The sequence below is a fragment of the Acetatifactor muris genome (genome assembly GCF_024623325.1).
Lineage (GTDB): Bacteria > Bacillota > Clostridia > Lachnospirales > Lachnospiraceae > Acetatifactor > Acetatifactor muris.
Window position 1 is genome coordinate 44634 of the sequence record NZ_JANJZD010000028.1, and the last position, 25026, is coordinate 69659.

The 25026-nt window shown below is 45.3% G+C and carries 25 protein-coding genes and 1 tRNA gene; 24 read left to right on the forward strand and 2 right to left on the reverse strand.

From position 1 onward, the window contains the following. Positions 1–14: 14 nt before the first annotated feature. The 7 genes from NSB25_RS21605 (at position 15) to NSB25_RS21630 (ending at position 7049) form a co-directional block, all read left to right on the forward strand. Positions 15–1424: a lipopolysaccharide biosynthesis protein gene (locus tag NSB25_RS21605; protein ID WP_103241609.1), complete on the forward strand. Its 1410-nt coding sequence runs from the start codon at positions 15–17 to the stop codon at positions 1422–1424. 455 nt (positions 1425–1879) lie between these two features. Further along, the gene (locus NSB25_RS21610; protein ID WP_146040153.1) at positions 1880–2527 is read left to right on the forward strand and encodes a hypothetical protein; all 648 of its coding nucleotides are present in this window, start codon (positions 1880–1882) and stop codon (positions 2525–2527) included. Next, positions 2511–3317 carry a UbiA family prenyltransferase gene (locus NSB25_RS21615; protein ID WP_103241612.1) on the forward strand — a complete coding sequence of 269 codons (807 nt, stop codon included), beginning with the start codon at positions 2511–2513 and terminating at the stop codon, positions 3315–3317. The genes NSB25_RS21610 and NSB25_RS21615 overlap by 17 nt, the downstream gene beginning before the upstream one ends. A gap of 4 nt (positions 3318–3321) precedes the next feature. Then, on the forward strand, positions 3322–3696 hold the full coding sequence (locus NSB25_RS29965; RefSeq protein ID WP_103241613.1) for a lecithin retinol acyltransferase family protein: 375 nt from the start codon (positions 3322–3324) through the stop codon (positions 3694–3696). Positions 3697–3786: 90 nt separating this feature from the next. After that, on the forward strand, positions 3787–4476 hold the full coding sequence (locus tag NSB25_RS21620) for a hypothetical protein (RefSeq protein ID WP_103241614.1): 690 nt from the start codon (positions 3787–3789) through the stop codon (positions 4474–4476). Between the two features lie 182 nt (positions 4477–4658). Then, complete coding sequence (locus NSB25_RS21625; RefSeq protein ID WP_103241615.1) at positions 4659–5648, forward strand: NYN domain-containing protein; 990 nt, start codon at positions 4659–4661, stop codon at positions 5646–5648. A 63-nt stretch (positions 5649–5711) separates the two neighbouring features. Next, positions 5712–7049 carry a replication-associated recombination protein A gene (locus NSB25_RS21630; protein WP_103241616.1) on the forward strand — a complete coding sequence of 446 codons (1338 nt, stop codon included), beginning with the start codon at positions 5712–5714 and terminating at the stop codon, positions 7047–7049. Here the strand turns inward: NSB25_RS21630 and NSB25_RS21635 are convergent. Both NSB25_RS21635 and NSB25_RS21640 read right to left on the reverse strand, forming a co-directional pair. Next, a complete protein-coding gene (locus NSB25_RS21635; protein ID WP_103241617.1) occupies positions 7046–7564 on the reverse strand; it encodes a DUF4364 family protein in 519 nt (172 codons plus the stop codon). The genes NSB25_RS21630 and NSB25_RS21635 overlap by 4 nt on opposite strands. A 281-nt stretch (positions 7565–7845) precedes the next feature. Beyond that, positions 7846–9006, reverse strand: a complete 1161-nt coding sequence (locus NSB25_RS21640) for an NAD(P)-dependent malic enzyme (protein WP_103241618.1) — start codon at positions 9004–9006, stop codon at positions 7846–7848. Positions 9007–9294: 288 nt separating this feature from the next. On the opposite strand from NSB25_RS21640, the gene rho reads away from it, so the two are divergent. From rho to NSB25_RS21725, 17 genes are all read left to right on the forward strand, one after another. Beyond that, positions 9295–10938: a transcription termination factor Rho gene (gene rho / locus NSB25_RS21645; RefSeq protein WP_103241619.1), complete on the forward strand. Its 1644-nt coding sequence runs from the start codon at positions 9295–9297 to the stop codon at positions 10936–10938. Between the two features lie 118 nt (positions 10939–11056). Further along, entirely contained in the window at positions 11057–11257 is a 201-nt protein-coding gene (rpmE, locus tag NSB25_RS21650) for a 50S ribosomal protein L31 (protein WP_103241620.1), read from the forward strand. An 89-nt stretch (positions 11258–11346) separates the two neighbouring features. Then, positions 11347–12336 (forward strand): DUF1385 domain-containing protein, encoded by a 990-nt coding sequence (locus tag NSB25_RS21655; RefSeq protein ID WP_103241621.1) that lies wholly within the window; start codon positions 11347–11349, stop codon positions 12334–12336. After that, positions 12333–13193, forward strand: a complete 861-nt coding sequence (gene prmC, locus NSB25_RS21660) for a peptide chain release factor N(5)-glutamine methyltransferase (protein WP_103241622.1) — start codon at positions 12333–12335, stop codon at positions 13191–13193. Before NSB25_RS21655 ends, prmC begins: the two co-directional genes overlap by 4 nt. 88 nt (positions 13194–13281) lie before the next feature. Continuing rightward, on the forward strand, positions 13282–14358 hold the full coding sequence (gene prfA, locus NSB25_RS21665; protein WP_103241623.1) for a peptide chain release factor 1: 1077 nt from the start codon (positions 13282–13284) through the stop codon (positions 14356–14358). Positions 14359–14472: 114 nt separating this feature from the next. Beyond that, positions 14473–15150: a DUF4956 domain-containing protein gene (locus NSB25_RS21670; RefSeq protein ID WP_103241624.1), complete on the forward strand. Its 678-nt coding sequence runs from the start codon at positions 14473–14475 to the stop codon at positions 15148–15150. A 13-nt stretch (positions 15151–15163) separates the two neighbouring features. Continuing rightward, complete coding sequence (locus NSB25_RS21675) at positions 15164–15847, forward strand: polyphosphate polymerase domain-containing protein (protein WP_172455238.1); 684 nt, start codon at positions 15164–15166, stop codon at positions 15845–15847. 14 nt (positions 15848–15861) lie between these two features. Further along, complete coding sequence (locus tag NSB25_RS21680) at positions 15862–17544, forward strand: CotH kinase family protein (RefSeq protein WP_103241626.1); 1683 nt, start codon at positions 15862–15864, stop codon at positions 17542–17544. Positions 17545–17657: 113 nt separating this feature from the next. Next, positions 17658–17731 (forward strand) — tRNA-Arg (locus NSB25_RS21685). 166 nt (positions 17732–17897) lie between these two features. Then, positions 17898–19610 carry a hypothetical protein gene (locus tag NSB25_RS21690; RefSeq protein WP_103241627.1) on the forward strand — a complete coding sequence of 571 codons (1713 nt, stop codon included), beginning with the start codon at positions 17898–17900 and terminating at the stop codon, positions 19608–19610. A gap of 20 nt (positions 19611–19630) precedes the next feature. Next, on the forward strand, positions 19631–21241 hold the full coding sequence (locus tag NSB25_RS21695; protein WP_103241628.1) for a DUF6020 family protein: 1611 nt from the start codon (positions 19631–19633) through the stop codon (positions 21239–21241). 31 nt (positions 21242–21272) lie between these two features. Beyond that, a complete protein-coding gene (locus NSB25_RS21700) occupies positions 21273–21620 on the forward strand; it encodes a DUF6171 family protein (RefSeq protein ID WP_306817680.1) in 348 nt (115 codons plus the stop codon). Positions 21621–21623: 3 nt separating this feature from the next. Next, positions 21624–22094, forward strand: a complete 471-nt coding sequence (locus NSB25_RS21705; RefSeq protein WP_103241629.1) for a DUF1700 domain-containing protein — start codon at positions 21624–21626, stop codon at positions 22092–22094. 180 nt (positions 22095–22274) lie between these two features. Next, positions 22275–22427, forward strand: a complete 153-nt coding sequence (locus tag NSB25_RS21710; RefSeq protein WP_172455239.1) for a hypothetical protein — start codon at positions 22275–22277, stop codon at positions 22425–22427. Positions 22428–22497: 70 nt separating this feature from the next. Further along, positions 22498–23646: a THUMP domain-containing class I SAM-dependent RNA methyltransferase gene (locus NSB25_RS21715; protein WP_103241630.1), complete on the forward strand. Its 1149-nt coding sequence runs from the start codon at positions 22498–22500 to the stop codon at positions 23644–23646. Between the two features lie 106 nt (positions 23647–23752). After that, entirely contained in the window at positions 23753–24349 is a 597-nt protein-coding gene (locus tag NSB25_RS21720; protein ID WP_103241635.1) for an XTP/dITP diphosphatase, read from the forward strand. Further along, the gene (locus tag NSB25_RS21725; RefSeq protein WP_103241631.1) at positions 24346–24819 is read left to right on the forward strand and encodes a metallophosphoesterase family protein; all 474 of its coding nucleotides are present in this window, start codon (positions 24346–24348) and stop codon (positions 24817–24819) included. Before NSB25_RS21720 ends, NSB25_RS21725 begins: the two co-directional genes overlap by 4 nt. Positions 24820–25026 lie beyond the last annotated feature (207 nt).

Genomic DNA, 25026 nt, shown 5'->3' on the forward strand with positions numbered 1-25026 from the left:
AGAGGGGAGCTATAATGGAAAAAAGGACAAAAACTCTGGCAAAAAATACGGTTGTATTAGCTGTTGGAAATATTTGTACAAAGGGGATCATGCTTATACTCATTCCATTTCTGACAAGATGGCTTTCAGCGGATGAGTATGGAGTTTTTGAACTGTTGACAACATATACCTCTCTTTTTATTCCGTTAGTAACACTTGATGTAGGAGAAGCTGCTTTTCGGTTCTTATTGGATAGTAAATGTGAGAAAGAAAATAAAGTTATTATCAGTAATGTATCTAAGATTTATATTATCGGGATTATTCTGATGGGCTTTGTGATTGGTGTTATTATGACACTGTATCCGGAAGTTCGACATTTCATGCTTCCTTTTGGACTTTTATTTCTGGGGGAAGCATTATATAGTTATTTTACCTTATTGATGCGTGGACTGAAAAAGGTAGAGGGTTATGCGCTGGCTAATATCGTTTTCGTACTTATAATGACAATATTTGCTGTTATTTATGTAAAAATATTGAAGTGGCAATTACCGGGTATTCTGCTTGCATATGCTACAGGATATTTGGCAAGTTCAATATTTATGGGAATAAAAGCAAATCTATTTGGTCAGCTTGTTTTTGGAAAATTCGATTTTCATTTGATGAAGAAATTATTGTCATATTCTTTGCCGCTGGTTCCAAATGCTATTTCATGGTGGATTGTAGGGGTTTCTGATAGAACAATAGTCAGCATTGTTTTGGGCACTTCTGTAAATGCTGTATATGCGGTTGCCTGTAAAATTCCCAATATTGTTCAAAATGTTTTCAGCGTATTTCATGTTTCATGGCAACAAAGTGCTTCTGAGACAGTGAATGATGAAGATAAGTGCATTTATTATAATAAAATTATGAATAGAGTATTTACTATTTTTGGGTCTCTAATTACAGGAGTAATGGCAGTTGATTTTATATTGTTTGATTATATATTTGGAAAAGAATATTTCACGGGATATTATTTAGTACCAATTCTGTGTATATCTATTATGTGTTCCATGGCGGCAAATTTTCTGGGAGGGATTTATATTGCCCAAAAAGAAAGCAGGAAGAATGGGATAAGTACGGTAATTGGTGCTGGGGTCAACATAATGGTTCATCTGTTACTGATATATTTTATAGGGATATATGCGGCAGCAATTTCAACGTTGGTTTCTCATATTGTATTATTTTGTGTCAGATATGTAGATTTACATAAAAATATAAAGTTTGGAATTGAAAAAAAGAATAAAATTATTGTGTTAATGATGCTATATGTATTTGTCAGCATATATTTTCATTCATTTATCTGGAATTGTGTTAATCTGACTATTGTAGGAGTATTTTGCGGGTGCTGTAATTCTGACTTAATACGTAAATGTATAAATCGGTTAAATTGGCGTAGTGATGATTAACTTACTCACACTAATAAAGCGATAGAGATATAGCTTACATACTGTAGATCTGGTCTTGGAAAACCTGGCATTTCCCAATTGTCGAACTTTGTCGATGAATACATGTAGAAAAAGCTCAAAAAACAGCGTAAAATAGAAAAAGTTAGATAATCCTTCACCTTTTCCGGAGGACTATGTGTTGTTCAACTATTGTATTTTTCTGTAAATGATACGGCCAGGTATATATAAGGAAAGCATGTTGGGAATGGAGGAATCAGCATGTCGATAACGGATAATGTACAAATTGCTGAAGAAAATATTAATATACAGAAAAACTGGACGATTGAAGAAATAGAAAGTGTAAATAATCTTTCAAGTTTTCAGAAAATAAACGAACGTATTACATCTTTATTTATGATAGTAAATATTGGAATAGTCGTTTATGCAGTATTTTTTTTAATAGCAAAAAAACCCACATGGAGTTACCGGATATTTCTAATATTACTACACAATATGCTGGAAGTCCCATATGTGCATTTAACGCCATACTTTTATGCGCGCTGGCACTGGGGCATGATTATTATTATAAACGTACAGGAAAAATGGTGATTTTGTCTGATCATATAGGACTTCAATGGATTGATTTTGTGATTAAATTATCATTGCTGTTTGTTTCAATTTTACAATGTATGAATATTGATTTATTTATTGGAATTTGCTGTTATGGATATATTTTGACATTTATTCGTGCATTATATTTAAAAGTGAAGTTGGATAAAGAACATCCCCTTTGGGATGAGGTACAAAAGAAATGGTATCCGAACAACATTAAGCATAATTTAGTTATGGCGTTTTGGACAGTATTTTACTATGTTATGCTAAACAGAAAGGTTATGTATATATTTATTTGTTATATAAATGAAGTGCAGCTTGATTTTCAGAACCCAGAAGTAAAAAATATGCTTTCTGTAATCAATTACAGTTATATCATGATATTTGATATTTATTGGGTTGTTCGAGTTTTTAACAAAAAAATTACGAGTAAAAATAAATCATTCAAGGCTCAAAACGAAAAAGAGTTAGAACAGCGTGGAAAGAGGTATTATAATGACGAAACTCATTAAGAAGTTTTTTGGGCTTTTATGGTTGACGCGTGTTCCTATTGTAGCCGTAAGTTTATTACTGGCAATGATTTCGTTGAAATTCTGTAATACATATAATTTTTATTTTATGATTTCCCTAGCCTGCATTATTATGGCCGGATATATTCAGAATGACATTCTGGATTATGAAATAGATACAATTTCTGCATCGAGTCGACCGCTGCCATCAGGGACTATTTCCATTCATCAAGCAAAAATACTATATAAACTATTGGTAATATTGGGATTAGTTGGTGGATTAGCATCACGGAGTATCCTTTGTCTGGTATATGTATGTGTAGTACTTGCAGCATTTTATGTGTATACGAAATATTGTAAAGCAAGTTGGGTGTTAAAAAATCTGTTTACTGCAATTATTTCTACGACTGTAGTATTTGCGCCTGTTTTGTGCGGTGGTAAAATTAATATAAAGGTAGTATACCTTGGAACTGTGGCTTTTTTCTTTACCTTAGGAAGAGAAATACTGATGGATATTCGAGATAGAGAAGGGGATCAGATAATCTTAAACGTGAAACGTCCGCCAAGTTTATTAGGACATATAATAGCTTTTTTATTTATATTTATATCGTTTATGATAAAAGAACTTTTTTTCTTTGAAACAGATATTATACGATATATGCTATATGCATTAATTGCTTTCATTCTATCTATTCTTTTTATGGAAAAGAAATCAGTATATTGGATTATGAGTGAGAGCATAAAAGTCATCTTTATATATGATTTAATTAGAATATACATAGAATTACGGTGATATAATGAAACTGATTATTAGAAAGGATAAAATATTTACTCATATTGGTATCTATTTGGATGATACGATGATTCTTCACTATTCATCCAAGACAAATAATTTTTTCAGAAATGATAAGATAGTTAAGTGTAACAGCATTGAAGAATTCAAAAGGGATCGAAAGATCAGATTAATAGAATGTAAAGAGAAAATATATGGAGAAGAATTTAAACGGGCAATAGAAACTTTTATACGGAGACAAGAAGATTATCATATTATAAAGAATAATTGCTATACATTTGTTTTATGGTGTTTATATCATAAAAGGAGAACATCACTTAAAGATATATTTTATTTTGCGGATAATTATAAAATACCAATACTGTCAATTTATATGTAAAAATGATATGAGGAGAATTTTGACAGGACACTTCAGGTTTGTTGTGATGTTCGGGTAAAATCAAAAATCCGACTTACAGAGGAATAGAGAATGCAGGAGAATCGCTACTTTCAGAAAGCACTGTCCGACTTTACCCATGCGTCAGCCAGCGGAGGCGCCATTCGACATCTCACTGATCTGGGATACACGGTGAAGCAGATCAGTGAGCGACTGGACTTTCCCACGCCCTATGAGAGGGTTCAGAGAGATGTGTGGGAACGGCTGAAAGAGAATGGGGTTATTTTATCGGAAGAACCAGGCAGCGGAGGGCGGAAGGAAAAGGTAAATTATATTCAGGAACGGGATCGATTTGGCAGGACCAGCTTCCGGCGGGTGACGGAGGAAGCGTGTGCGGAGACGGTGAGAGGCTGGAAGGAGCTGTGCATAACCATAACTGCGGATAGAACGCGGGCAGGGGTGGTGTCCGGGAACAAAGCGGCAGGAAGAGATATATTCGATCTGTTACAGGAGAAGGTCAGGGAAAACGGAGAGGCGTACTCCTATGCGTCCTGTGATTTCGGACTGGCGGCCATGAAAGCATCCGGACAGTTACAGGATATGCTTTCAGTCCTGGAAGCAAAGCCGCGGGAGTATGTGGAAGGGCTTCCCTGGGAAAGGCAGAGAGTTTATCACAGGATCAATTCCCGCATGATGGAGATTCTGACACAGCTCTGCCTGGCAGGTCAGTATCAGGGGGAATGCTTTTTCCTGAAGACAGAAGAGAAAATCAGGATTCAATAGTAACCAAAGCATTTTCCGGAAAAGCAGTTTCCTGAGAAAAAGGATAGGAAAATTCCGGAAAATGTGGTATACTGTCCGTATTTCAATAGGAAAGCAACGATGAGCGGACGCAGGCAGGAAGTTACATCTGCGGTGGAATGTGGCCTGAGAGGCCGGACATCTGCGATTAGAAAGGGACAGTTATGGAAGAAATTACGGAATCATTATCCAATGAGAAAATGCAGTTTGCAGTGCTGATAGATGCTGACAATATCAGCTCAAAATATGCGGTGACAATATTTGAAGAGCTTGAAAAATACGGGATGACCAGCTATCGGCGCATTTACGGCAACTGGTCGAAGGGAAACGGCTGGTCGGAGGGAATTCTGCTGGAATATTCTATTATGCCGGTGCAGCAGTTTTCCTATACCAGCGGGAAGAATGCCACGGATATGGCCATGGTTATCGATGCCATGGATATCCTCTATAAAAACAGAGTGCAGGGGTTTTGCCTTGTGACCAGCGACAGCGACTTCACCAGACTTGCCATGCGCCTGCGGGAGGAGAACATGTTCGTGCTGGGCATGGGGGAGTCCAAGACACCTCTGGCGCTGACCAGGGCATGCAACAAATTCATTCACCTGAATCTGGTAGCAGAGCAGAATATGGAAGAAAAACAGTCTAAAACCAGTGAAGAAATCGACATGCTGGATGCTGTGTCCGCGGAGGAGCAGAACGTGACATCTATTGCGGAGGTGCGGCAGGTGATTTTGGCATTGATTAATGAGAACGGAGGAAGACAGGTAGATCTGGCCCGGATGGGGAATCGGCTGAATGATAAGTTCACAGATTTTGATGTGCGGAATTATGGATATTCCAAGCTCAGCACGATGATAGACCAGGAGATGCCGGATCTGCATATGAGGAAGATAAGCAACCAGTACTATGTGGAGCGGCGTTCCACGCTGACGAAGGAAGAGCTGGAGAAGGAAATCTGCCGTATGATTGAGAAGAACGGTGGCATGGTGGAGAATCTGGCCAGTCTGAACGATGAACTGCACAAAAAATATAAGCAGCTGGATTTCAAGCAGTTTGGTTACAGCAGGATTTCCAGCTTCCTGCGCAGCCTGAGTTCCGTTTCGGTCCATGAGAACGAAGTGTCTCTGAAGGGCGGGGTACCCAGACGCGGGTAAGGATAATGCTTTGAATGGTGCAGAAAATTACGGAAATGGGCTATAAGCCGGGAAAGAAGAGATATGGACTCCAATATATTTGACTATATGCGAAGTACCAATATGGAAAAGGAAGCGCCGCTTGCCGCCAGAATGCGTCCCCGGACACTGGAGGAGGTGATGGGGCAGGAGCATATTATCGGGAAGGACAAGCTGCTTTACCGTGCCATCAAGGCAGACAAGATCAGCTCTGTTATTTTTTACGGGCCTCCCGGTACGGGCAAGACCACTCTGGCGAAAGTGATTGCGAATACCACCAGCGCGGAATTTACCCAGATTAACGCAACGATTGCCGGGAAGAAGGATATGGAGGAAGTGGTTGCGAAGGCCAAAGAAAGCCAGGGGATGTACGGCAGGCGGACGATTCTTTTTATAGATGAGATACACCGCTTCAACAAGGCACAGCAGGATTATCTGCTGCCTTTTGTGGAGGACGGTACTCTGATTTTAATCGGTGCCACCACGGAGAATCCTTATTTTGAGGTAAACGGTGCGCTTTTGTCTCGCTCTGTTATTTTTGAGCTGAAGCCGATTCCCATGGAAGGTGTGAGAGAACTCCTGAAGAAGGCGGTATATGATCCGGACAGGGGGATGGGGGCGTATGATGCCGCCATTGACGAGGATGCGCTGGAGTTTCTGGCGGATATCTCCGGCGGGGATGCAAGACATGCGCTGAATGCCATAGAACTGGGTATCATGAGTACCGGGCGCAGCCAGGACGGCAAAATTCACATCACCCTGGACGTGGCCCAGGAATGTATCCAGAAGAAGGCTGTGCGCTATGACAAGGGCGGGGACAACCATTATGACACGATTTCCGCTTTCATCAAAAGTATGCGGGGTTCTGACCCGGATGCGGCGGTTTATTACCTGGCCAGGATGCTTTATGCGGGGGAAAGTGTTACTTTTATTGCCAGAAGAATTATGATATGTGCTTCGGAGGACGTGGGAAACGCGGACCCCCAGGCATTGGCGGTAGCAGTCAGCGCTTCTCTGGCAGTGGAGCGCATCGGCATGCCGGAGGCACAGATTATACTGTCACAGGCTGCCGCTTATGTGGCCTGTGCACCCAAAAGCAATGCGGCCTGCCAGGCAGTCTTCCGGGCCAGGCAGGAGGTGGAGCGAAGTGGAAACCTTCCGATTCCGCCGCATCTGCAGGATGCGCATTACAAGGGCGCGGCAAAGCTGGGCCGCGGAACAGGGTATCTGTACGCTCACGATTATCCCAACCACTATGTAAAGCAGCAGTATCTGCCCTATGAACTGAACGGAACAGAATTCTATAAGCCCACCGGCAACGGTTATGAGGCGAAAATCCGGGAACATATGCAGAGAATCAGACGGGAAGCGGAAACCGTTTAGAAAAGCTGCTCCGTCAGATATTTGTAAATTTCCTGGTTCTTATGCTGCCAGTTTTCACAGATGGATTCGGCAATCTCCTCTGTGGGCACAGACAGCCTTACATCCACCAGACAGATTCCTCTCTCTTTTGCCACCAGATGGGCCTCATATTCTCCCGTGCCGGCTCTGTAATAATAGTCGGCCAGCACGGAGACTTCATTGCGCAGAACATATTCGTTTTCCCGAAAATAAGAATCAATTTCCTCCTTAATAGCGTAATTGATACGGTTCTGAAAGAAACGCAGCGTTTCCTGGCCCTCCGGCGTAATGGCCAGATGGGTGCGGTTGCGGATGGTTTCCAGAACAATCATTTTTGCCTCGGCCAGCTCATTGATGACCTGCTGGAGAGTCAGATAATTGGTATATCCTTTTTCCAGAATAAAGTCACTGACCTGGGCATTGGTCATGGGGAAATTAACCCTGTTCAGCATGTAGAGAACGATTAATTTATATAATGTCAACGGATCCTGCAGCATGTGATTCCTCTTATTATAAGTTCCGCAGTTGCCCTTACAGGCACACATAAGGCAGAAGAATTTCCGAAGGAAAGAGCACCTTCGCAAATTCTCTGCGTGCCTGTAAGTGCAGCAGCTGATTAGAGTTCCGCAATTATCCTTCCAGATACATATGCGGCAGGAAGGATAACTGCTGATTAAAGTTCCGCAGTTGCCCTTACAGGCACACATAAGGCAGAAGAATTTCCGAAGGAAAGAGCACCTTCGCAAATTCTCTGCGTGCCTGTAAGTGCAACAGCTGATTATAAGTTCCGAATAATATGTGATTTGACAGCGTTTGCCACCACCTCCGCCACCTGGGGATGGAACGCTTCGGGCATGATATTATCTTCGCTGAGCTCGTCGTCGGGTACCAGTCCGGCAATGGCTTCGGCGGCAGCCAGCTTCATCTCCTCCGTGATCTGTGCGGCCCGTCCCTCCAGAGCACCTTTGAAGATACCGGGAAAAGCCACCACATTGTTCACCTGATTGGGGAAGTCGCTGCGGCCTGTGCCCACCACCCGCACTCCTGCCGCCTTCGCTGCATCCGGCATGATTTCCGGAACAGGATTTGCCATGGCGAACAAAATGGAGTCATGATTCATGGAAGCTGCCATTTCAGAGGTCACAATGTTGGGGGCGGATACACCCACGAAAATGTCCGCGCCCTTCAGAGCGTCGGCAAGTGTACCGGTCTCGCCGGCCGGATTGGTTATCCGGGCCATTTTTTCCTGCATCCAGTTCAGGCCCTGGGTTGATCTGGAAATGATTCCTGCTTTATCACACATGATGATGTTCGTAAATCCGTAAGTGAGGAGCAGCTTTGTGATGGCGACGCCGGCGCTTCCGGCACCGTTTACTACCACCTTGCAGCTTTCCTTTTTCTTGCCCACGACTTTCAGTCCATTGATAATACCGGCAAGCACTACAATAGCGGTGCCGTGCTGATCGTCGTGAAAAACGGGGATATTCAGGGTGGCTTTCAGTCTTTCTTCTATTTCAAAACACCTGGGTGCACTGATATCTTCCAGGTTGATACCGCCGAAGCCGGGCGCAAGCCAGGTGACCGCTTTGATAATCTCTTCGGTGTCCTGTGTGTCCAGACAGATGGGAACCGCATTGACGCCGCCGAATTCTTTAAAGAGAACGGCCTTTCCCTCCATGACGGGCATGGCGGCGTGAGGGCCGATATTGCCCAGACCCAGAACGGCGCTGCCGTCGGAGATCACAGCCACAGTGTTTGCTTTCATTGTATACCGGTAAGCGTCCTCTTTATTTTCTGCAATCTTCCTGCATGGTTCGGCGACTCCCGGCGTGTAGGCTATTGCCAGATCTTCCCGGGACTTAACAGGGGTTTTGGAGACTGTCTCCAGCTTGCCGTTCCATTTTTCGTGCATTGACAGGGCTTTTTCACTGATAGTCATTTGCGTACCTCTTTCCTGTGTTCATTCTCTGGTATCATCATATAATAGTTTGCGGCAATGCGCAAGCACAAAAAGCGGTTTGCCTTCCGGTCGGAAGCGCAACAGCCCGGACAGGCCGCTGAACTGTTGTCTTAAATCAGTATAATAAAATAGGGCTTCCTATTTTGGACAAAATGTATTATAATGGAAAACATGACATGATGTTCAGTCATGTATCATGGCAGCACGTCAATATCAAATCTGGCTGTGCCCCCCTTTTATGAAAACTGCAGAAAACAGGAGGAATCTATGAGAGAAAAGTATGAATCGCTTGCACTTGTACAGCTGAAAGAGCTTGCGAAAGCCCGTGGACTGAAAGGTACGTCGACGATGAAAAAAGCGGAACTGGTGGAAGCCATGCTGGCCGAGGATGAGAGAGTAAAGGAGCAGGAAGCGGAAAAAGCTGCGAAAAGTGAGGAGACACAGCAGACGCGGGAAAGTGCTTCAAAGCCGGTACACAGACGAAATGTGGTGACGAATACAAGGTCGTCCCAGGCGCGGGCGGAGAGAACGGACCGCCCGGAGAGAACAGAACGGATAGAACGGGCCGAGAGACAGGAGCGGAGTGAGAGACCTGAGAAGACCGATCGGCCGGTGGGCGTAATGAATGAGAGCACGTACAGGGCGGAGCCCACAGCCCAGAGCGAGAGTGCAGTGAAAACGGATGAGATGCCCAGAGCGGAAGGGCAGACAATGTCATCGGCAGTACCGCGGACCAATCGGCCCAACGAGGTCTATGACGAGAAGACTTATCCGAAAGAGCTGGACAGTGGTGAAGAAGCCAGCGGTATCCTGGAGGTTATGCCTGACGGATACGGATTTATCCGCTGTGAGAATTATCTGCCCGGAGAGAATGACGTGTATGTGGCGCCCAGTCAGATCCGTCGTTTTGGCCTGAAGACAGGAGACATCCTTCGAGGCAATAAGCGTGTGAAAACGCAGCAGGAAAAGTTCAGTGCATTGTTGTTTATACGAACGATAAACGGTTATTCTATTGAGGAGGCCTCAAAGCGCAAGGCTTTCGAGGACATGACTCCCATTTTCCCGGATGAAAGAATTAAACTGGAGACGCTGGGAAGCAGCGTGGCCATGAGGGTGATGGATTTGGTCAGTCCCATAGGAAAAGGCCAGCGTGGTATGATTGTATCTCCGCCGAAAGCAGGTAAGACGACTCTGCTGAAGGAAGTGGCAAAATCTATTCTTCGTACAAATCCCCGTATGCATATGCTGATATTGTTGATTGACGAACGGCCCGAGGAGGTGACGGATGTCAAGGAAGCCATCAGTGGTACCAATGTAGAAGTGATATACTCTACTTTTGACGAACTGCCGGATCACCACAAGAGAGTGTCGGAAATGGTGATTGAGCGGGCAAAACGTCTGGTAGAACATAAAAAGGATGTAGTCATTCTGCTGGACAGTATTACCCGTCTGGCAAGGGCTTATAATCTGGTGGTTCCGCCCAGCGGACGTACATTGTCCGGCGGTCTGGACCCTACAGCTCTGCATATGCCCAAGCGGTTTTTCGGAGCGGCGAGAAATATGCGTGAAGGCGGAAGTCTGACCATTCTTGCCACCGCACTGGTGGATACGGGAAGCAAAATGGATGACGTTATATATGAAGAATTTAAGAGTACAGGCAATATGGAAATGATTCTGGACCGTAAGTTGTCTGAGAAGCGTATCTTCCCGGCAATTGATCTGGCGAAATCAGGCACCCGAAGGGAAGATCTGCTGCTGGCGCCCGAAGAACTGGAGGCCATCAATATCATGCGCAAGGCATTGAACGGACTGAAGTCGGATGAGGCAACCGACCGCATTCTGGATATGTTCGCCCGGACAAGAAACAACAATGAATTCGTTCAAATGGTAAAAAGAAACAAATTTATTTAAAATAGGACTTGCAAGTGAGCTGGCCTTATGCTACAATAATACCGCTGTTTGTGGTTCCATAAGCAGTGCGGATGTGAACGACAAATAATGACGGAATTATTATAGAGAGGTGAATGAGATGAAAGAAGGAATCCATCCCAAGTATTATCAGGCAACGGTAACCTGCAACTGTGGCAACACCTTTGTGACAGGATCCACAAAGCCCGAGATTCATGTGGAAGTCTGTTCAAAGTGCCATTCGTTCTATACCGGCCAGCAGAAGACAGCGAGAGCCGACGGACGTATTGAGAAGTTCAACAGAAAATACGGTGTTAAATAGGAATCGCGGGAAAAGGTTGAGGTCATCGTATCTCAACCTTTTTCATCATATTCTGTTCCCGGTGAGAAAAAAGAAAGTTGGTGGCAATTATGGCAGGAAGAAGGCACAACCGCTATTCCGGTATCGGCGGCCAGGCCGTGCTGGAAGGTGTGATGATGAAAAACAAGGAAAAGTATGCGGTGGCGGTGAGGCGGCCGGACGGCGGAATATCTGTGGAAGTGAATAACTATCCGGGAGTTCTGTGTGGCAGAAGAATAAAGGAAATTCCTTTTATCAGAGGGATTTTCAATTTTATTGATTCATTGATTCTGGGGACCAGATGCCTGAACTTCTCTGCATCCTTTTATGAGGAAGAGGAGGGGGACGGCAGTAAGAAGGGAGGAATGGGGGATAGGCTGATGACTACCCTTGTCACCTGCTTTTCTGTGCTGCTGGCAGTCGGCATTTTCATTGTGCTTCCCTATTTCCTGGCAGCACAGCTGAACGGATTTCTGCGGAACAAGTCGCTTACTGCCATTATTGAAGGCGTACTGCGGATTGTGATATTTATTCTGTATATATGGGGTATCAGCGCCATGAAAGATATCAGGCGGCTGTACAGGTATCATGGTGCGGAGCACAAATGTATCAACTGCATTGAAAAAGGAAGGCCTCTGACACCGGCCAATGCCATGAGAAGTTCAAGACTGCACAGGAGATGCGGAACAAGCTTTATTTTCTTTGTGTTTTTCATAAGCATTATTCTGTTCTTCTTTATTCGTGTGGAGAATCCGCTGTGGCGCGTGGGACTGCGGATTTTGCTGATGCCTGTGGTGGCGGGGATTTCCTATGAAATTATCCGGCTGGCGGGAAGAAGTGACAATATTCTGGTGAGGCTGATTTCTGCGCCGGGAATGGCGATTCAGAGAATGTCGACCAAAGAACCGGACAGACAGATGGTGGAAGTTGCCATTGCTTCTGTGGAGGCTGTGTTCAACTGGAGGGCGTATCTGATGGAAAACTTCGGCTATACGGAGGAAGAATTGCGGCCTGAGGAGAAATGGTCTGAAAGCGATTCAGAGGAGCAGGATGATATATGACATATGAGGAGCTGTATTGCCGGGGCAGGGACCGTCTGACTGCCGTGGGAATTGAAGAGGCGGAGCTGGATGCCAGACTTTTGCTGGAATATATCTGTGGTACAGACCGTAATGAGCTGCTGGTCCACGGAGACAGAGAGGTGGAGGACGGGAAACGGACAGCCTATGAAGAACTGCTTGCAGGGAGAGAGAAGCGGATACCTCTTCAGTATCTGACCGGAGTGCAGGTGTTTATGGGGCTGGAATTTCTGGTGAATGAAGCGGTACTGATTCCCAGACAGGATACGGAGATTCTGGTGGAGGAAGTGCTCCGGTATCTCCATGACGGCATGCGGATTCTGGATATGTGTACCGGTTCCGGCTGTATTCTGATCAGCCTTTTATATTATACAAATGATTGTGAAGGTGTGGGCCTGGATATTTCGGAGACTGCGCTGAAAGTGGCGGAAGAGAACAGGGGGAAGCTTCTGGGCGGCGAACTGCAGGAGAGGCATGGGAGAATCCATTTTGAACAGAGCGACCTGTTTGAACAGGCAGCCGGATTATTTGATGTGATTGTGTGTAATCCTCCTTATATTCGCACAGATGAGCTGAGAACGCTGATGCCGGAGGTGGGGAAGTATGAGCCGGTGAACGCATTGGATGGCGGGGAAGACGGGCTGTCCTTTTATCGGAAGATCGTGGAAGAGAGCAAAAAGCATCTGTGCGGCGGTGGTATGCTTTTCTTTGAGATTGGATGTGAGCAGGCCGAAGCTGTGTGTGGACTGATGAAAAGTGCCGGATTTGAGGCGATAAATGTAGTGAAGGATTACAGCGGACTGGACCGGATTGTGTATGGCACCAGGGGGTTTGCATGAAAGTATTGTAACTGCGGTCTGTGGAGAAGAGAACGGATGGTTTGAAAATTGACAGCAAGCTGCGGCGCCAGCGGATGGAGAGAAAGTAATGTTTGACAAATTAGAGGATTTACTGATTCGATTTGAAGAAATTATGGGAGAGCTTCATGAGCCCACAGTGACCGGTAACCAGGAACGGTTCCGTAAGCTGATGAAGGAGCAGAGCGATCTGACGCCTATTGTAAATGCATATACGGAATACAAGAAATGTAAAACCGAAATCGAGGACTCTCTGACTATGTTGGAGGGAGAAAACGATGAAGAAATGCGGGAGATGATCAAGGAGACGCTGAATGAGAATAAGAGGCGGGTGGAAGAACTGGAGCAGGAACTGAAAGTACTGCTTCTGCCCAGGGACCCTAATGATGATAAAAACGTGATTGTGGAAATCCGCGCAGGTGCAGGGGGGGATGAATCTGCTTTGTTTGCTGCGGAGATTTATCGTATGTATGTGCATTATGCGGAAAGCCAGCGCTGGAGAGTAGAAACGTTGAATGTGGATGAGATTGGTATCGGGGGAATGAAGGAAGTACAGTTCATGATTACCGGTCAGGGCGCCTACTCCAAAATGAAATATGAGAGCGGGGTGCATCGGGTGCAGCGCGTGCCTGAGACAGAGAGCGGAGGCCGGATTCATACTTCCACCATCAGCGTGGCCGTGATGCCGGAGGTGGATGAGGATATTGATATTGTCATTGATGAGAAGGATATCCGGGTGGATGTCATGAGAGCGTCCGGAAACGGGGGACAATGCGTGAATACCACAGATTCCGCTGTTCGCCTGACACATTATCCCACAGGCATTGTGGTATACAGTCAGACAGAGAAATCCCAGCTTCAGAATAAGGCGAAGGCCTTTGCTCTGCTGAAGGCAAAATTGTACGATATCGAGCAGCAGCAGAGACATGATGCGGAAGCGGAACTGCGCCGCAGTCAGATTGGAACAGGAGACCGGTCGGAGAAAATCCGCACGTATAATTTTCCTCAGGGAAGAGTAACTGACCATCGCATTGGTCTGACGATTTATAAGCTGGATAAAGTGATGAACGGAGATATTCAGGAGATACTGGACGCCTGCATTGCCGCCGACCAGGCGGCCAAGCTGGCAAAGATGGGAGAAAATTAGGAGAGCCTGGTCGGTTACGACCGAGGCGGCCAAGCTGGCAAAGATGGGAGAAAACTAGGAGAGCCTGGTCGGTTACGACCAAGGCGGCCAAGCTGGCAAAGATGGGAGAAAACAATGGGGTTTAGAGATATATTAAAAAAATCTTTTCTGGAATCGTACAATTTAACAGACATTACTACAACGGATATAGTAGTAGCCGTATTTATGGCATGTGTACTGGGGTTATATATTTTTGTGGTTTACCGAATTGTAACAAGGAAAGCGTTTTATTCCAAAAGTTTTAGTATCTCACTTGTTGCGCTTGCGATGATTACAACAGCTGTTATTTTGACAATACAATCCAGTGTGGTAGTATCACTGGGAATGGTGGGAGCACTGTCTATTGTCAGATTTCGGACAGCGATTAAGGATCCGATGGATTTGATTTTCCTGTTTTGGTCGATTAGCGTGGGAATTATCTGTGGTGTGGGGCTGTTTGAGCTTGCTGTTTTGATTTCGGTAAGTGTGTCACTGGTGATCGTGATGCTGGAACTGCTTCCGGTGGTACGGCTGCCGATGCTTCTTATTATTAACACATCAGATAAAGCCGGTGAGAAGGCTATTCTTGAGAACGTCAGAAAGTATACAAAAAATTATAAGGTGAAATCGCGCAATATAACAGACAGAGGATTGGATATGATTGTAGAATTGCGTGTTAAAAAGGACTGTGAAAGTCTGATTCAGGAGGTTCAGGCTTTAAACGGAGTCATATCGGCCTCTCTTCTTTTACATGAAGGCGAAGCCACATATTAAGGCAGGAAATTTCATGAGTGAAAAAATATGGAGAAATGAAATTAAATATGTCTGCTCGAATGAGGCTCTTATACGGATAGAAAGCAGCATAAGAAATATATGCAGACCAGATGCTCATGCAGACCAAAGAGGTGTTTATCGTGTGAGAAGTCTCTACTTTGATGATTATTATGATACCTGTTTTCATGAAAATGAAGATGGTGTTGCTCCGAGAAAAAAATACCGGATTCGCATTTATAATGAAAATGTGGATCAGATTTTTATGGAGTGCAAGTATAAAGAACGGGATATGATCAGAAAGGATTCCTGCAGAATAACGGAAGCGGAATGTATTGAGTTAATGCGGGGAAATGGATGGGCAGCAGGCAGCGGGCAGGAACCGCTGCTAAAATATTTTTGTGCAGAAATGGCTCTTCGGGCATATGCACCCAAGATAATCGTACAATATGAGCGCATGGCATATATTTACCAGATTGGCAATATAAGAATTACGTTCGACAGAAATATAGCTATGTCAAATATGGTTGAGGATTTCCTGAAGAAGGAGCTGGCAGTACGCCCTGTCATGCCCGTAAGTCGTCATGTGCTGGAGGTTAAGTACAGTGGAATGATACCGGATTACATTTATAATGCGTTACAGGTATCTGACTTGAGACAGACTAATTTTTCAAAATATTATATTTCGCGAAAAATATAATATGCAGGAAGGCAATGAATAGAATGAAGCTGCACAGGATGGGTATCACTATATTGATAGGATTTATGCTTTTGACAGGAATATATGCTGTTAAGTATTACCGGATTGTAAGCACAAAGGGGTATCATGATATATTGCTGGAAAACTGCCTTATTCAGATTGACGATATTGAAGAAAATTTTGGAAAACTGACAGAGAGAATTCCGGAATATAATCCGGGAATATATTATATGGGAACATTGCTTCCCTATGACAAACAGAATAACAGACTGTATCTGCCGCAAAATTATAAAGAAACGAAGTGGTATGGGGAACTGACCGCAGTGATAGAGGGAGAAGTCTGTCCGATCTATGTTCTGAGTGACGAAATGATAGAAGAAAAGGTGAGAGCAATCAGAGAGGGGCATGATTTTATCCTGTATGTGCAGATAAACGATGAAGAATATTATAAGGTATTGCTGACAATAACGGGGATGCCTTTGATTTCGCTGAACACAGAATATGAAAAAGAGGCAGAGGAAATTCCTTATGAAGTGGATCCTGACAAAAGTATTTTTGGTTCCGAGACAAGATATTACGGGGATTTTCTTATGATTGATTCAGGTGTCCGAAGCGGACAGTATCAGATCACGGAGGCGGCTCTTTGTTATCATTATAAGGGAGCTTCCACTTTGGGATTTGAAAAGAAATCATATAGTATAGATTTGCTGGACTATCGTGGTGAAAAGATAAATGTGTCTCTGGCAGGTATGCGTTCTGACAGTACATGGAAGCTGAATGCCCTGTGTACAGATAAAAATCTGATCCGGGAAATCACGGCATCACAGATATGGGAGCTTTTTGATGAAGCGAATGTGGATATTAATGAAGCCGGGCCAAATATGGAATATGTGGAATTGATTGTTGATAATGAGTATAGAGGTGTTTATTGCCTTGTGGAACCAATTGATGCGAAAAAAATGGAGCTGCAGGAAGATGATGTATTATATAAAGTGATAGACTGGCAGGTTCCAGACGCAGAAGATATTCTGGGATCTGTGAATATGGGTTGGAAAGTACAGTATCCAATCAGAATACGATATCCGAAGGAAATCAGAGACTACCGAAAGGCATGGTATCCAATGGATGACTACTTGAACCTGTTTCACCGCGGAAATGAGATAGAATACGACGAAGCCATGAAGCATATTAATCTTGATAATTTTTGTGATATGTTTCTGTTTACTATGGTGGTATGTGGAAGTGACAATGCCTATAAAAATACCTATTATGTGGCAGAGAGCAATAATGGGATTGAGAATTACCAGATGAAGCAGATTCCATGGGATCTGGATTATACTTTTGGGAATGAATATTGTTTTGAAAGTGAAAGAAATGTTGCTTTTAAAAAGGATTCTTACGACAAAATATATGCGGAAGACGCTTTGATTCGGCTTTTTGGGAGTAATCCGGAGGCGATTGGGGACAGGTTGAAGGAAAAATGGGAGGAATACAGGCATAGCTTTCTTGCTACAGAGTATGTCATTAACTTGATGGAGGAAAACAGAGAATATCTGCTTGAAACAGGTGCTTTTAAAAGAGAAAAAGAACGTTGGCCTCAGAGTGGTGCGGATATGGATATAGAGTATTTGAAAGACTTTCAGGATACGCGAATGCGGTGGCTTGATGACTATTTTGAGGCGTGGCTCAAATATTGATGTTGGGGATTGGGCAGATGGAAAAAGGAATTTTAAAAAATTTAAAATGATACTTGACTTTTAAGAGAGAAGCAGTTAAAATGATTAATGTTGCAGGTGATGAACCGTAACATGTGCGTTTAGCTCAGCTGGATAGAGCGTTTGGCTACGGACCAAAAGGTCGGGGGTTCGAATCCTCTAACGCACGTTAAATAGATATTTGTATACACTGTTGTATGTGTCAACGGGTGTTAGCAGTGAGCGGCGGGAAAGTCTTAAGGGTAGGCATTCCCGCTATTTTCTTATTTATGTTCCTGCACTGATATCAATATGCAGGATTGTGACAGGCGGAAGGCGGACAGGAAAAGGACAGCATGAAATTGAAAAGAGAAAAAATAATTTATATAGCCTTAACTGTAATGGCGGTATTCTGCGGAGTGATCTGGTCAGTGACGAATATTGCCCATGACTGTGCATATCAGATTTCCATGTCCTGGCGGCTGCTTTCAGGCGACAGAATGTTTCTGGAGATGTGGGAGCCACATCAGACTTCTGTGTTTCTGCCGGCCGTATTGATGTGGATTTATGAAAAGATTTTTCATACGACTACAGGCATTGTACTGTATCTGCAGATCTGCGGAATTCTGATTCGCGGAGCCATAGCTTTTTTGCTGTACAGAATACTTGGCAAAGCTCTGAAAAAGCCGGTGGCATACGGAATGGCCCTGCTGTTTTTCATGATTTCACCTAAGGATTATGCGCTGCCGGAGTTTGCAAACATGCAGCTTTGGTATTCTGCCCTGCTGTTTTGCTGTCTGTACGGTTATCTGCGGTCGGGAAAACGCATGTTGCTGGCAGCGGGAGCCATCTGTCTGTGTCTGGAGGTCCTGGCGTATCCTTCCTGTCTGATCGTCTACTTTGGAATTGCAGGGTTATTGGCATGTTATTCTGAGAACAGGAAAAAGGATATTCTGCTTTTTACCGGAATCTGTGTTGGGCTGGGAAGCGCAGTGGGGGGATATTTTCTGTTTAGCCTTGGGTCGGATACCTTCAGGCAGTGTCTGGAGGGAATGCTGGCGCTGGAACCATCTCACACAGTCGGTATGGGGGATAAGCTGGTGGGATATCTGAAGGACATTCTGAAGGTGCTTCCTGTATTTCTGATTGTGGGAGCGGGCGGATTTGGGATAAGCCGGCTTTTTCTGCTTTTTGGCAGAGCGGGAAAGGGAATGGCAACGAAGAAGGGACAGGCAAAAGGGCAATTGTGGTTTTTATGCTCTGCAGCTATCTTTCTGGCCGGATTTTTCCTGAATATTCTCAGCGTGGAGAACCGGACTGCGTACAGCCTTATTTTTCTGTTTCTTGCAGCCGCCGGCCTGTGGAATGTGAAGGTGCTTGCAGGAGAAGAAAAAAGGATTTACATGTGCCTGAGTGTGATTGGGGGGCTGGGATTTGGGGCCACGTTACTGTTGTCTGATATGCCGCTGTATCCTTCCGCGGCTTACGGACTGCTGGCTGTTATTGCAGCGCTGATACCAATTGCAGGGGGAGAGATTTCCGAGGGAACCAGAAAAGGACTGTTTTCCTGTTTTATCTGTTTTGTGGTATTGCTGGCTTTTCGATGTGTCTATATCAGGACCCCTATGACAGGAAGAGGACAGATTTGTTCTGTTTTGTCGGATTTGTCAGTGGTGCGCGTGGGGCCGGCATGGGGCATTATTACAGATGAACTGGGTGCCTGCATACAGCGTGACAGTTACCCTGAATGGAAAGAGTGGATTCGGCCGGGAGACAGGGTTTGGATTATAGGCAGCGTGGTGGATACACTGGGGTATCTGTATGAGGATGTGGAGACAGCCGGACCATCCACCATGTCAACGCCCTCTTACAGTGATGCCGTCCTGGAATACTGGAGGCTGAATCCGGACAAATATCCGGACGTTGTTGTGGCGGAAAGTTATATGGGGAATCTGGCATATGAGCTGCAGATCAACGAGTGGCTGCAATCCTGGCTGGAAGAGGAATATCAGCCGGAGCAGATTGTAGACGGAATATACTGGAAGTATTATTTCAGAAAAAAGAGATAAAGGACAATACAGGACGCAGTATGCAGTGCAATAAAACTGGAAAACGAAGAAAATTCATATTTGCTTTTGCATTAGGAGGAATCCTGGCTTTTTTCTATGTGGCAGGTTATGTGCTGGAACGAGATGAGTCTCTCGATCTGACTGATAAATTTTTTTACCTGAAATGGATACTGGGGGCATTTCCGGCCACCGGGCTCCTGCATATTTTGTGGGAGCTGACAGACAGGTATGAAGGACGTACAGGAAAGGCTCCTCTGTGGCGAAAGATAAAATTCATGCTGCCGGGCTGGCTGTGTGTGGTAATTCTGCTGATATGCTGGCTGCCGGTGTGGCTGTCCATTTTTCCCGGGGCATTTGCCTATGATTCTTTTACCGAGTGGCAGCAGTTTCGTGACGGCATGATTACCTCTCATCATCCGGTGCTGCATGTGCTTCTGCTGGGAGGCGCAGTGGAAGGAATCTATCAACTGACAGGCAGCTATAACGCGGGAATTGCGGTATATACTTTCCTGCAGATGTTGATACTGGCGAATGTGCTGGTGCGGACGCTGAAATTTATGGAGGAATTTCATTTTCCGGATATTTTTCGGTGGTTTGCGCTTTCCTTTTACGGGCTGTCGCCGGTGCTGCAGCTTTTTGCGGTCAGCACCACAAAGGATGTGCTGTTTTCCGCGGCACAGCTGATATTTTTGATGAATCTGATACGGTTCTGCTGTAAAAGGAAGGAATTCTTCCTTTGCAAAGGACAGATGATTTCCTTTGGACTGTCCGCTTTCTTTTCCATGATTCTGCGGAATAACGGTCTCTATATTGTTGTGATAATCCTGGCAGTTATGTTGGTGGTGTGCGGAGAATACCGGAGGAAGCTGGCTTTGATTGTGGTGGGAATCTGCCTGACCTATGGTGTGTATGTGGGGCCCTGCTACAGGATTCTGCAGGTGACGCCCGGTGGAATTGAGGAGATGCTGTCGGTGCCTCTGCAGCAGATGGCCCGGGTGCATAAATATGATTATGATTCCCTGGAGCAGCAGGATCTGGAGCTGCTTTACCGGATTATCCCCAAAGAAGACCTGGACAGCTACAGGGCAACGGTGTCGGACTTTGTGAAAAAAGGGTTTCAAAGGGATAACTTTCAGGACTGTAAAAAGGAATTTTTCTCATTATGGCTGAAATGGGGAATACAGCATCCCCTGACATATGTGAATTCCTTTCTGATTAATACGGTGGATTTCTGGTATCCGGGAGCGGTGATAGACGGCTATCGGGATGAATACGGCAGGAGTTCTTACTTTGACTACCGGGTAAGCATTCCGGGGGAGGAGATAAGCTGTCTGCCCGGAGTACACCGGTATTATGAGAGGATTTCTTCTGACCCGGAAATGCAGAAGGTCCCTTTTATGTTCCTTTTGCTGAGTCCCGGCTGGTATCTGGTGATGGCTATGGTGATTTTCTTCCGGTGGTGGCGAAACAGGAAGTATACATTAATGATACCGGGGCTGGTATTTTTGCTGACTATGCTGACTGTATTGCCAGGGCCCATGGCGCTGGTACGGTACGTGCTTATATTTTATTACGCTTTTCCGGTATTGCTTGCTTTTTTTCTGTGTGATGAGCATTTTTCCGGTTATTGACTTTGGTTTCCGGGAAAAGTATAATATAGGGATGCAGGAACCATATTTTGGAAAAGCGGCGGAGCGTGTGATGGAACAGGAAAGCGGGAACTTGCGTCTGTGTAAAAAGTGTCTGCTCAGAGATATGGAGGGGCAGGAGGAGTATTTTCGCTCACTGCGGGAATATATTGAGAATCTGGATGAAGACAGGAAAGTCTCTGCATCTGTTTATGAGGAGAGGCTGACAGTCTGCAGGCAATGTGAAATGCTGCTGGAGGGCATGTGCCGCAGCTGCGGTTGTTATGTGGAACTGCGGGCCGCGGTGGCAAAGAACAGTTGTCCCAGAGAATACTGGATGAAAATGGAGCAGGGCGGCTCAAAAGCTGCCTGTCAGGAGTGATATATGACAAAACAGGAATTTCTGGAAATGATGCGGCTGGCGTTGAACGGAAAAGTATCTTCCGGTGCGGTAATGGAAAATCTGCGCTACTACGAGGACTATATCAATATGGAGGTCCGTAAGGGGAAAAAGGAGGAGGATGTGTTGGCAGAGCTGGGCGATCCGAGACTTTTGGCCAGAACCATTGCGGAGACCAGCAGCGCAGGAAACGGACAGTCCGCTGAATATACGGGCGAAGGAACGTGGCATGGACGCGGAGGGGAAGAGGAATACAGACCTGACAGCAGAGGCAGACAGGTCTGGCTGAAAGTACTTGCAAAAGTGCCGCTGTGGGTGTGGCTGATAGTGGTTCTGCTGATTGTAACGGTGGTTTTCAGCGTGGTGTTTTCGGTAATTGGTGCAATTTTGCCGGTACTTCTGCCGATTCTTGTGGTATTGTTTCTGGTGAAGGCATTTCGTGACTGGTTTAACTGAAGAGATAAAAGGAATGCATTTCAGAATACGGAAGTTAAAAATGGTACTAAAGTACCAGAAAAAGTCCGCATATTTTTTGTCGCTTTCTCCCATACTACTCCTGTAACTGACAACAGGGAACTGTAAAGAGAAACAGGTTCCCACAGGAAAGCCGCTTTGCGGCAGGATGTGAGGAAAGAAATGGACAACAATAAGTACAACAACAGCACAAGCAATTCTGAGAATTGCAAGAACAGCCAGAATCAGAACAACCAGAATCAGAAGAACCAGAACAGCCAGAATAAGAATCAGAACAACAGCAAGAACCAGAACAACCAGAATAACAACTACTAAGGTTTTTCTGACCAATAGGGACACGTTTCATGTGCCCCTATTTACATAGAAGGATTTACAGGGGGACAGAATGAGGAAATTTGAATTGATTGCCCCATGCCATTTTGGCATGGAGGCACTTCTGAAACGGGAAATAGATGATCTGGGCTATGATATTACTGAAGTGGCTGACGGCAGAGTTACTTTTTTCGGTGACGAGGAGGCTTTATGCCGGGGAAACATTTTCCTGCGGACGGCAGAACGGATTCTGATTAAAGTGGGAAGCTTTCATGCGGTGAGCTATGAAGAACTTTTTCAGGGAACGAAAGCATTGCCCTGGGAGGAATACATACCTGCAGACGGAAAATTCTGGGTGGCTAAGGCAGCCAGTGTGAAGTCGGGACTCTTCAGTCCTTCAGATATTCAGTCTGTCATGAAAAAAGCCATGGTAGAGCGCCTGAAGGAAGTATATCATGTCAGCTGGTTTCCTGAGGAGGGAGCCAGATTTCCGATCCGGGTTTTTCTGATGAAGGATCAGGTGACAGTGGGGCTGGACAGCACAGGAGAATCTCTGCATAAAAGAGGATATCGAAAGCTGGTGGCGCAGGCTCCTATTGCAGAGAATCTGGCGGCAGCGCTGATTATGCTGACCCCCTGGAACGGAAGCAGGATATTGGTGGATCCTTTCTGCGGCAGCGGTACCATTCCCATTGAGGCGGCTATGATGGCAGCAGGGATGGCGCCTGGTATGCGCAGAAGCTTTACCGCTCAGGAATGGCCGGGGATTGTGGGGCCCGGAGTGTGGCGGGATGCCAGAGAAGAGGCGGAAGAACAGGTTGATCTGCAGGTGAAGCCGGAGATACAGGGGTATGATATTGACGATCATATGGTAAGCATTGCGCGGGAGAACGCCAGACTGGCCGGTGTGGAACATATGATACATTTTCAGAGGCGGGATGTGAGAGAACTCAGTCACCCGAAAAAGTATGGCTTTATTATCACAAATCCGCCTTACGGAGAGAGACTTCACGACAGGGAAAATATGCCGGAGCTGTATAAAGTAATCGGAGAGCGGTTTCGGATGCTGGATTCCTGGAGTATGTATCTTATATCCGCATATGAGAATGCAGAGCGGGACATCGGGCAGAAATCATCTAAAAACCGTAAAGTCTATAATGGGATGATGAAGGCCTATTTTTATCAGTATCCGGGGGCGAGACCGCCGAAGGACAGACGTTAGGGCCCGGCAGTTGCAGCAGGGAAGCTTTGCTGCGGATGCAGACCCGGCAGCAGGGAATGTGCAGCAGGAACTGACGTGACAGGAATACTTGTATGGGAGCGGAAAAATGGAAAAAGAAAAGTTGATATTTGCCACAGGTAATGCCGGCAAAATGAAGGAAATCAGGATGATCCTGGAGGATACCGGGTATGAAGTTCTGTCAATGAAAGAAGCCGGTATCCGGACATACATAGAAGAAAACGGAAAAACTTATGAAGAAAATGCTCTGATTAAGGCAAGAGTGGTTGCGGCAGCGGCAGGAGAACTGGTTCTGGCAGATGATTCCGGATTGGAAATCGATTATCTGAACAGGGAGCCGGGAGTTTATTCGGCCCGTTATCTGGGGGAAGACACCCCTTACAGTGTCAAAAATGCCGATCTGATCAGACGTCTGGAAGGGGTGCCGGAAGAGGAACGGACAGCCAGATTCGTATGTGCCATAGCGGCAGTATTGCCGGATGGTCAGGAGCTCACAGTCCGTGCGACTGTGGAGGGCAGAATCGGCTATGAAGAAAGAGGACAGAACGGCTTTGGATATGACCCGATATTCTATCTGCCTGAAACGGGGAAATCCACGGCGGAACTTACGGAAGAAGAAAAAAATGTGATCAGTCACAGAGGTAAGGCCCTTCGGTTGATGAAAGAGGAACTCAGGAAGAGATGAAAGTTTTGATTGTCAGTGATACTCACAGGAAAAATGAGAATTATTTTAAGGTGTTGGAGCTGCAGAAGCCGGATCTGGTGATTCACTGTGGTGATACCGAGGGGAGTGAGTATGCTTTATCCGAGGCGGCGGACTGTCCGGTACAGATTGTGCTGGGAAATAATGATTTTTTTTCCTGTCTGCCGCGGGAACTGGAACTGCAGATCGGGGCTTTCAAGACGTGGGTGACTCATGGTCATAATTATGGTGTGTCCATGGGAAATGAGATGATAAAGCGGGAGGCGACTGCCAGGGGGGTGGATATCGTATTATACGGCCACACTCACAAACCCGTGGTTGACAGAAAGAGCAGAGTGATTGCGGTGAATCCGGGAAGTCTGTCCTACCCACGACAGGAGGGCCGCAGACCTTCCTATGTCATTATGGAAGTGGAGGACAGCAATGTGTGTTTTTCTATTGAGTATTTATGAATTGTCCTAAAATTGGATCGGTAAGAACACTTTTTCGAAAAGGGAGTAAAATTTACGCCGGAAAGTTCGGAAGATTCTTCCACGACAAACGCATGAGTAAATAAAATGTGAACAAACTGCTCCATTATCCGTTATAATGGAAATAAAAACGGAGATGGTGATATGGAGCAGTTACTGGAATGGATGGAGATCATCGAGGATGTCAGG

Excerpts from the sequence above, each read along its gene's own strand:
- NSB25_RS21605 (WP_103241609.1), top strand. The coding sequence starts at position 15 with ATGGAAAAAAGGACAAAAACTCTGGCAAAAAATACGGTTGTATTAGCT.
- NSB25_RS21610 (WP_146040153.1), top strand. The coding sequence starts at position 1,880 with ATGGAGTTACCGGATATTTCTAATATTACTACACAATATGCTGGAAGT.
- NSB25_RS21615 (WP_103241612.1), top strand. The coding sequence starts at position 2,511 with ATGACGAAACTCATTAAGAAGTTTTTTGGGCTTTTATGGTTGACGCGT.
- NSB25_RS29965 (WP_103241613.1), top strand. The coding sequence starts at position 3,322 with ATGAAACTGATTATTAGAAAGGATAAAATATTTACTCATATTGGTATC.
- NSB25_RS21620 (WP_103241614.1), top strand. The coding sequence starts at position 3,787 with ATGCAGGAGAATCGCTACTTTCAGAAAGCACTGTCCGACTTTACCCAT.
- NSB25_RS21625 (WP_103241615.1), top strand. The coding sequence starts at position 4,659 with ATGGAAGAAATTACGGAATCATTATCCAATGAGAAAATGCAGTTTGCA.
- NSB25_RS21630 (WP_103241616.1), top strand. The coding sequence starts at position 5,712 with ATGGACTCCAATATATTTGACTATATGCGAAGTACCAATATGGAAAAG.
- NSB25_RS21635 (WP_103241617.1), bottom strand. The coding sequence starts at position 7,564 with ATGCTGCAGGATCCGTTGACATTATATAAATTAATCGTTCTCTACATG.
- NSB25_RS21640 (WP_103241618.1), bottom strand. The coding sequence starts at position 9,006 with ATGACTATCAGTGAAAAAGCCCTGTCAATGCACGAAAAATGGAACGGC.
- rho (WP_103241619.1), top strand. The coding sequence starts at position 9,295 with ATGAGAGAAAAGTATGAATCGCTTGCACTTGTACAGCTGAAAGAGCTT.
- rpmE (WP_103241620.1), top strand. The coding sequence starts at position 11,057 with ATGAAAGAAGGAATCCATCCCAAGTATTATCAGGCAACGGTAACCTGC.
- NSB25_RS21655 (WP_103241621.1), top strand. The coding sequence starts at position 11,347 with ATGGCAGGAAGAAGGCACAACCGCTATTCCGGTATCGGCGGCCAGGCC.
- prmC (WP_103241622.1), top strand. The coding sequence starts at position 12,333 with ATGACATATGAGGAGCTGTATTGCCGGGGCAGGGACCGTCTGACTGCC.
- prfA (WP_103241623.1), top strand. The coding sequence starts at position 13,282 with ATGTTTGACAAATTAGAGGATTTACTGATTCGATTTGAAGAAATTATG.
- NSB25_RS21670 (WP_103241624.1), top strand. The coding sequence starts at position 14,473 with ATGGGGTTTAGAGATATATTAAAAAAATCTTTTCTGGAATCGTACAAT.
- NSB25_RS21675 (WP_172455238.1), top strand. The coding sequence starts at position 15,164 with ATGAGTGAAAAAATATGGAGAAATGAAATTAAATATGTCTGCTCGAAT.
- NSB25_RS21680 (WP_103241626.1), top strand. The coding sequence starts at position 15,862 with ATGAATAGAATGAAGCTGCACAGGATGGGTATCACTATATTGATAGGA.
- NSB25_RS21690 (WP_103241627.1), top strand. The coding sequence starts at position 17,898 with ATGAAATTGAAAAGAGAAAAAATAATTTATATAGCCTTAACTGTAATG.
- NSB25_RS21695 (WP_103241628.1), top strand. The coding sequence starts at position 19,631 with ATGCAGTGCAATAAAACTGGAAAACGAAGAAAATTCATATTTGCTTTT.
- NSB25_RS21700 (WP_306817680.1), top strand. The coding sequence starts at position 21,273 with ATGCAGGAACCATATTTTGGAAAAGCGGCGGAGCGTGTGATGGAACAG.
- NSB25_RS21705 (WP_103241629.1), top strand. The coding sequence starts at position 21,624 with ATGACAAAACAGGAATTTCTGGAAATGATGCGGCTGGCGTTGAACGGA.
- NSB25_RS21710 (WP_172455239.1), top strand. The coding sequence starts at position 22,275 with ATGGACAACAATAAGTACAACAACAGCACAAGCAATTCTGAGAATTGC.
- NSB25_RS21715 (WP_103241630.1), top strand. The coding sequence starts at position 22,498 with ATGAGGAAATTTGAATTGATTGCCCCATGCCATTTTGGCATGGAGGCA.
- NSB25_RS21720 (WP_103241635.1), top strand. The coding sequence starts at position 23,753 with ATGGAAAAAGAAAAGTTGATATTTGCCACAGGTAATGCCGGCAAAATG.
- NSB25_RS21725 (WP_103241631.1), top strand. The coding sequence starts at position 24,346 with ATGAAAGTTTTGATTGTCAGTGATACTCACAGGAAAAATGAGAATTAT.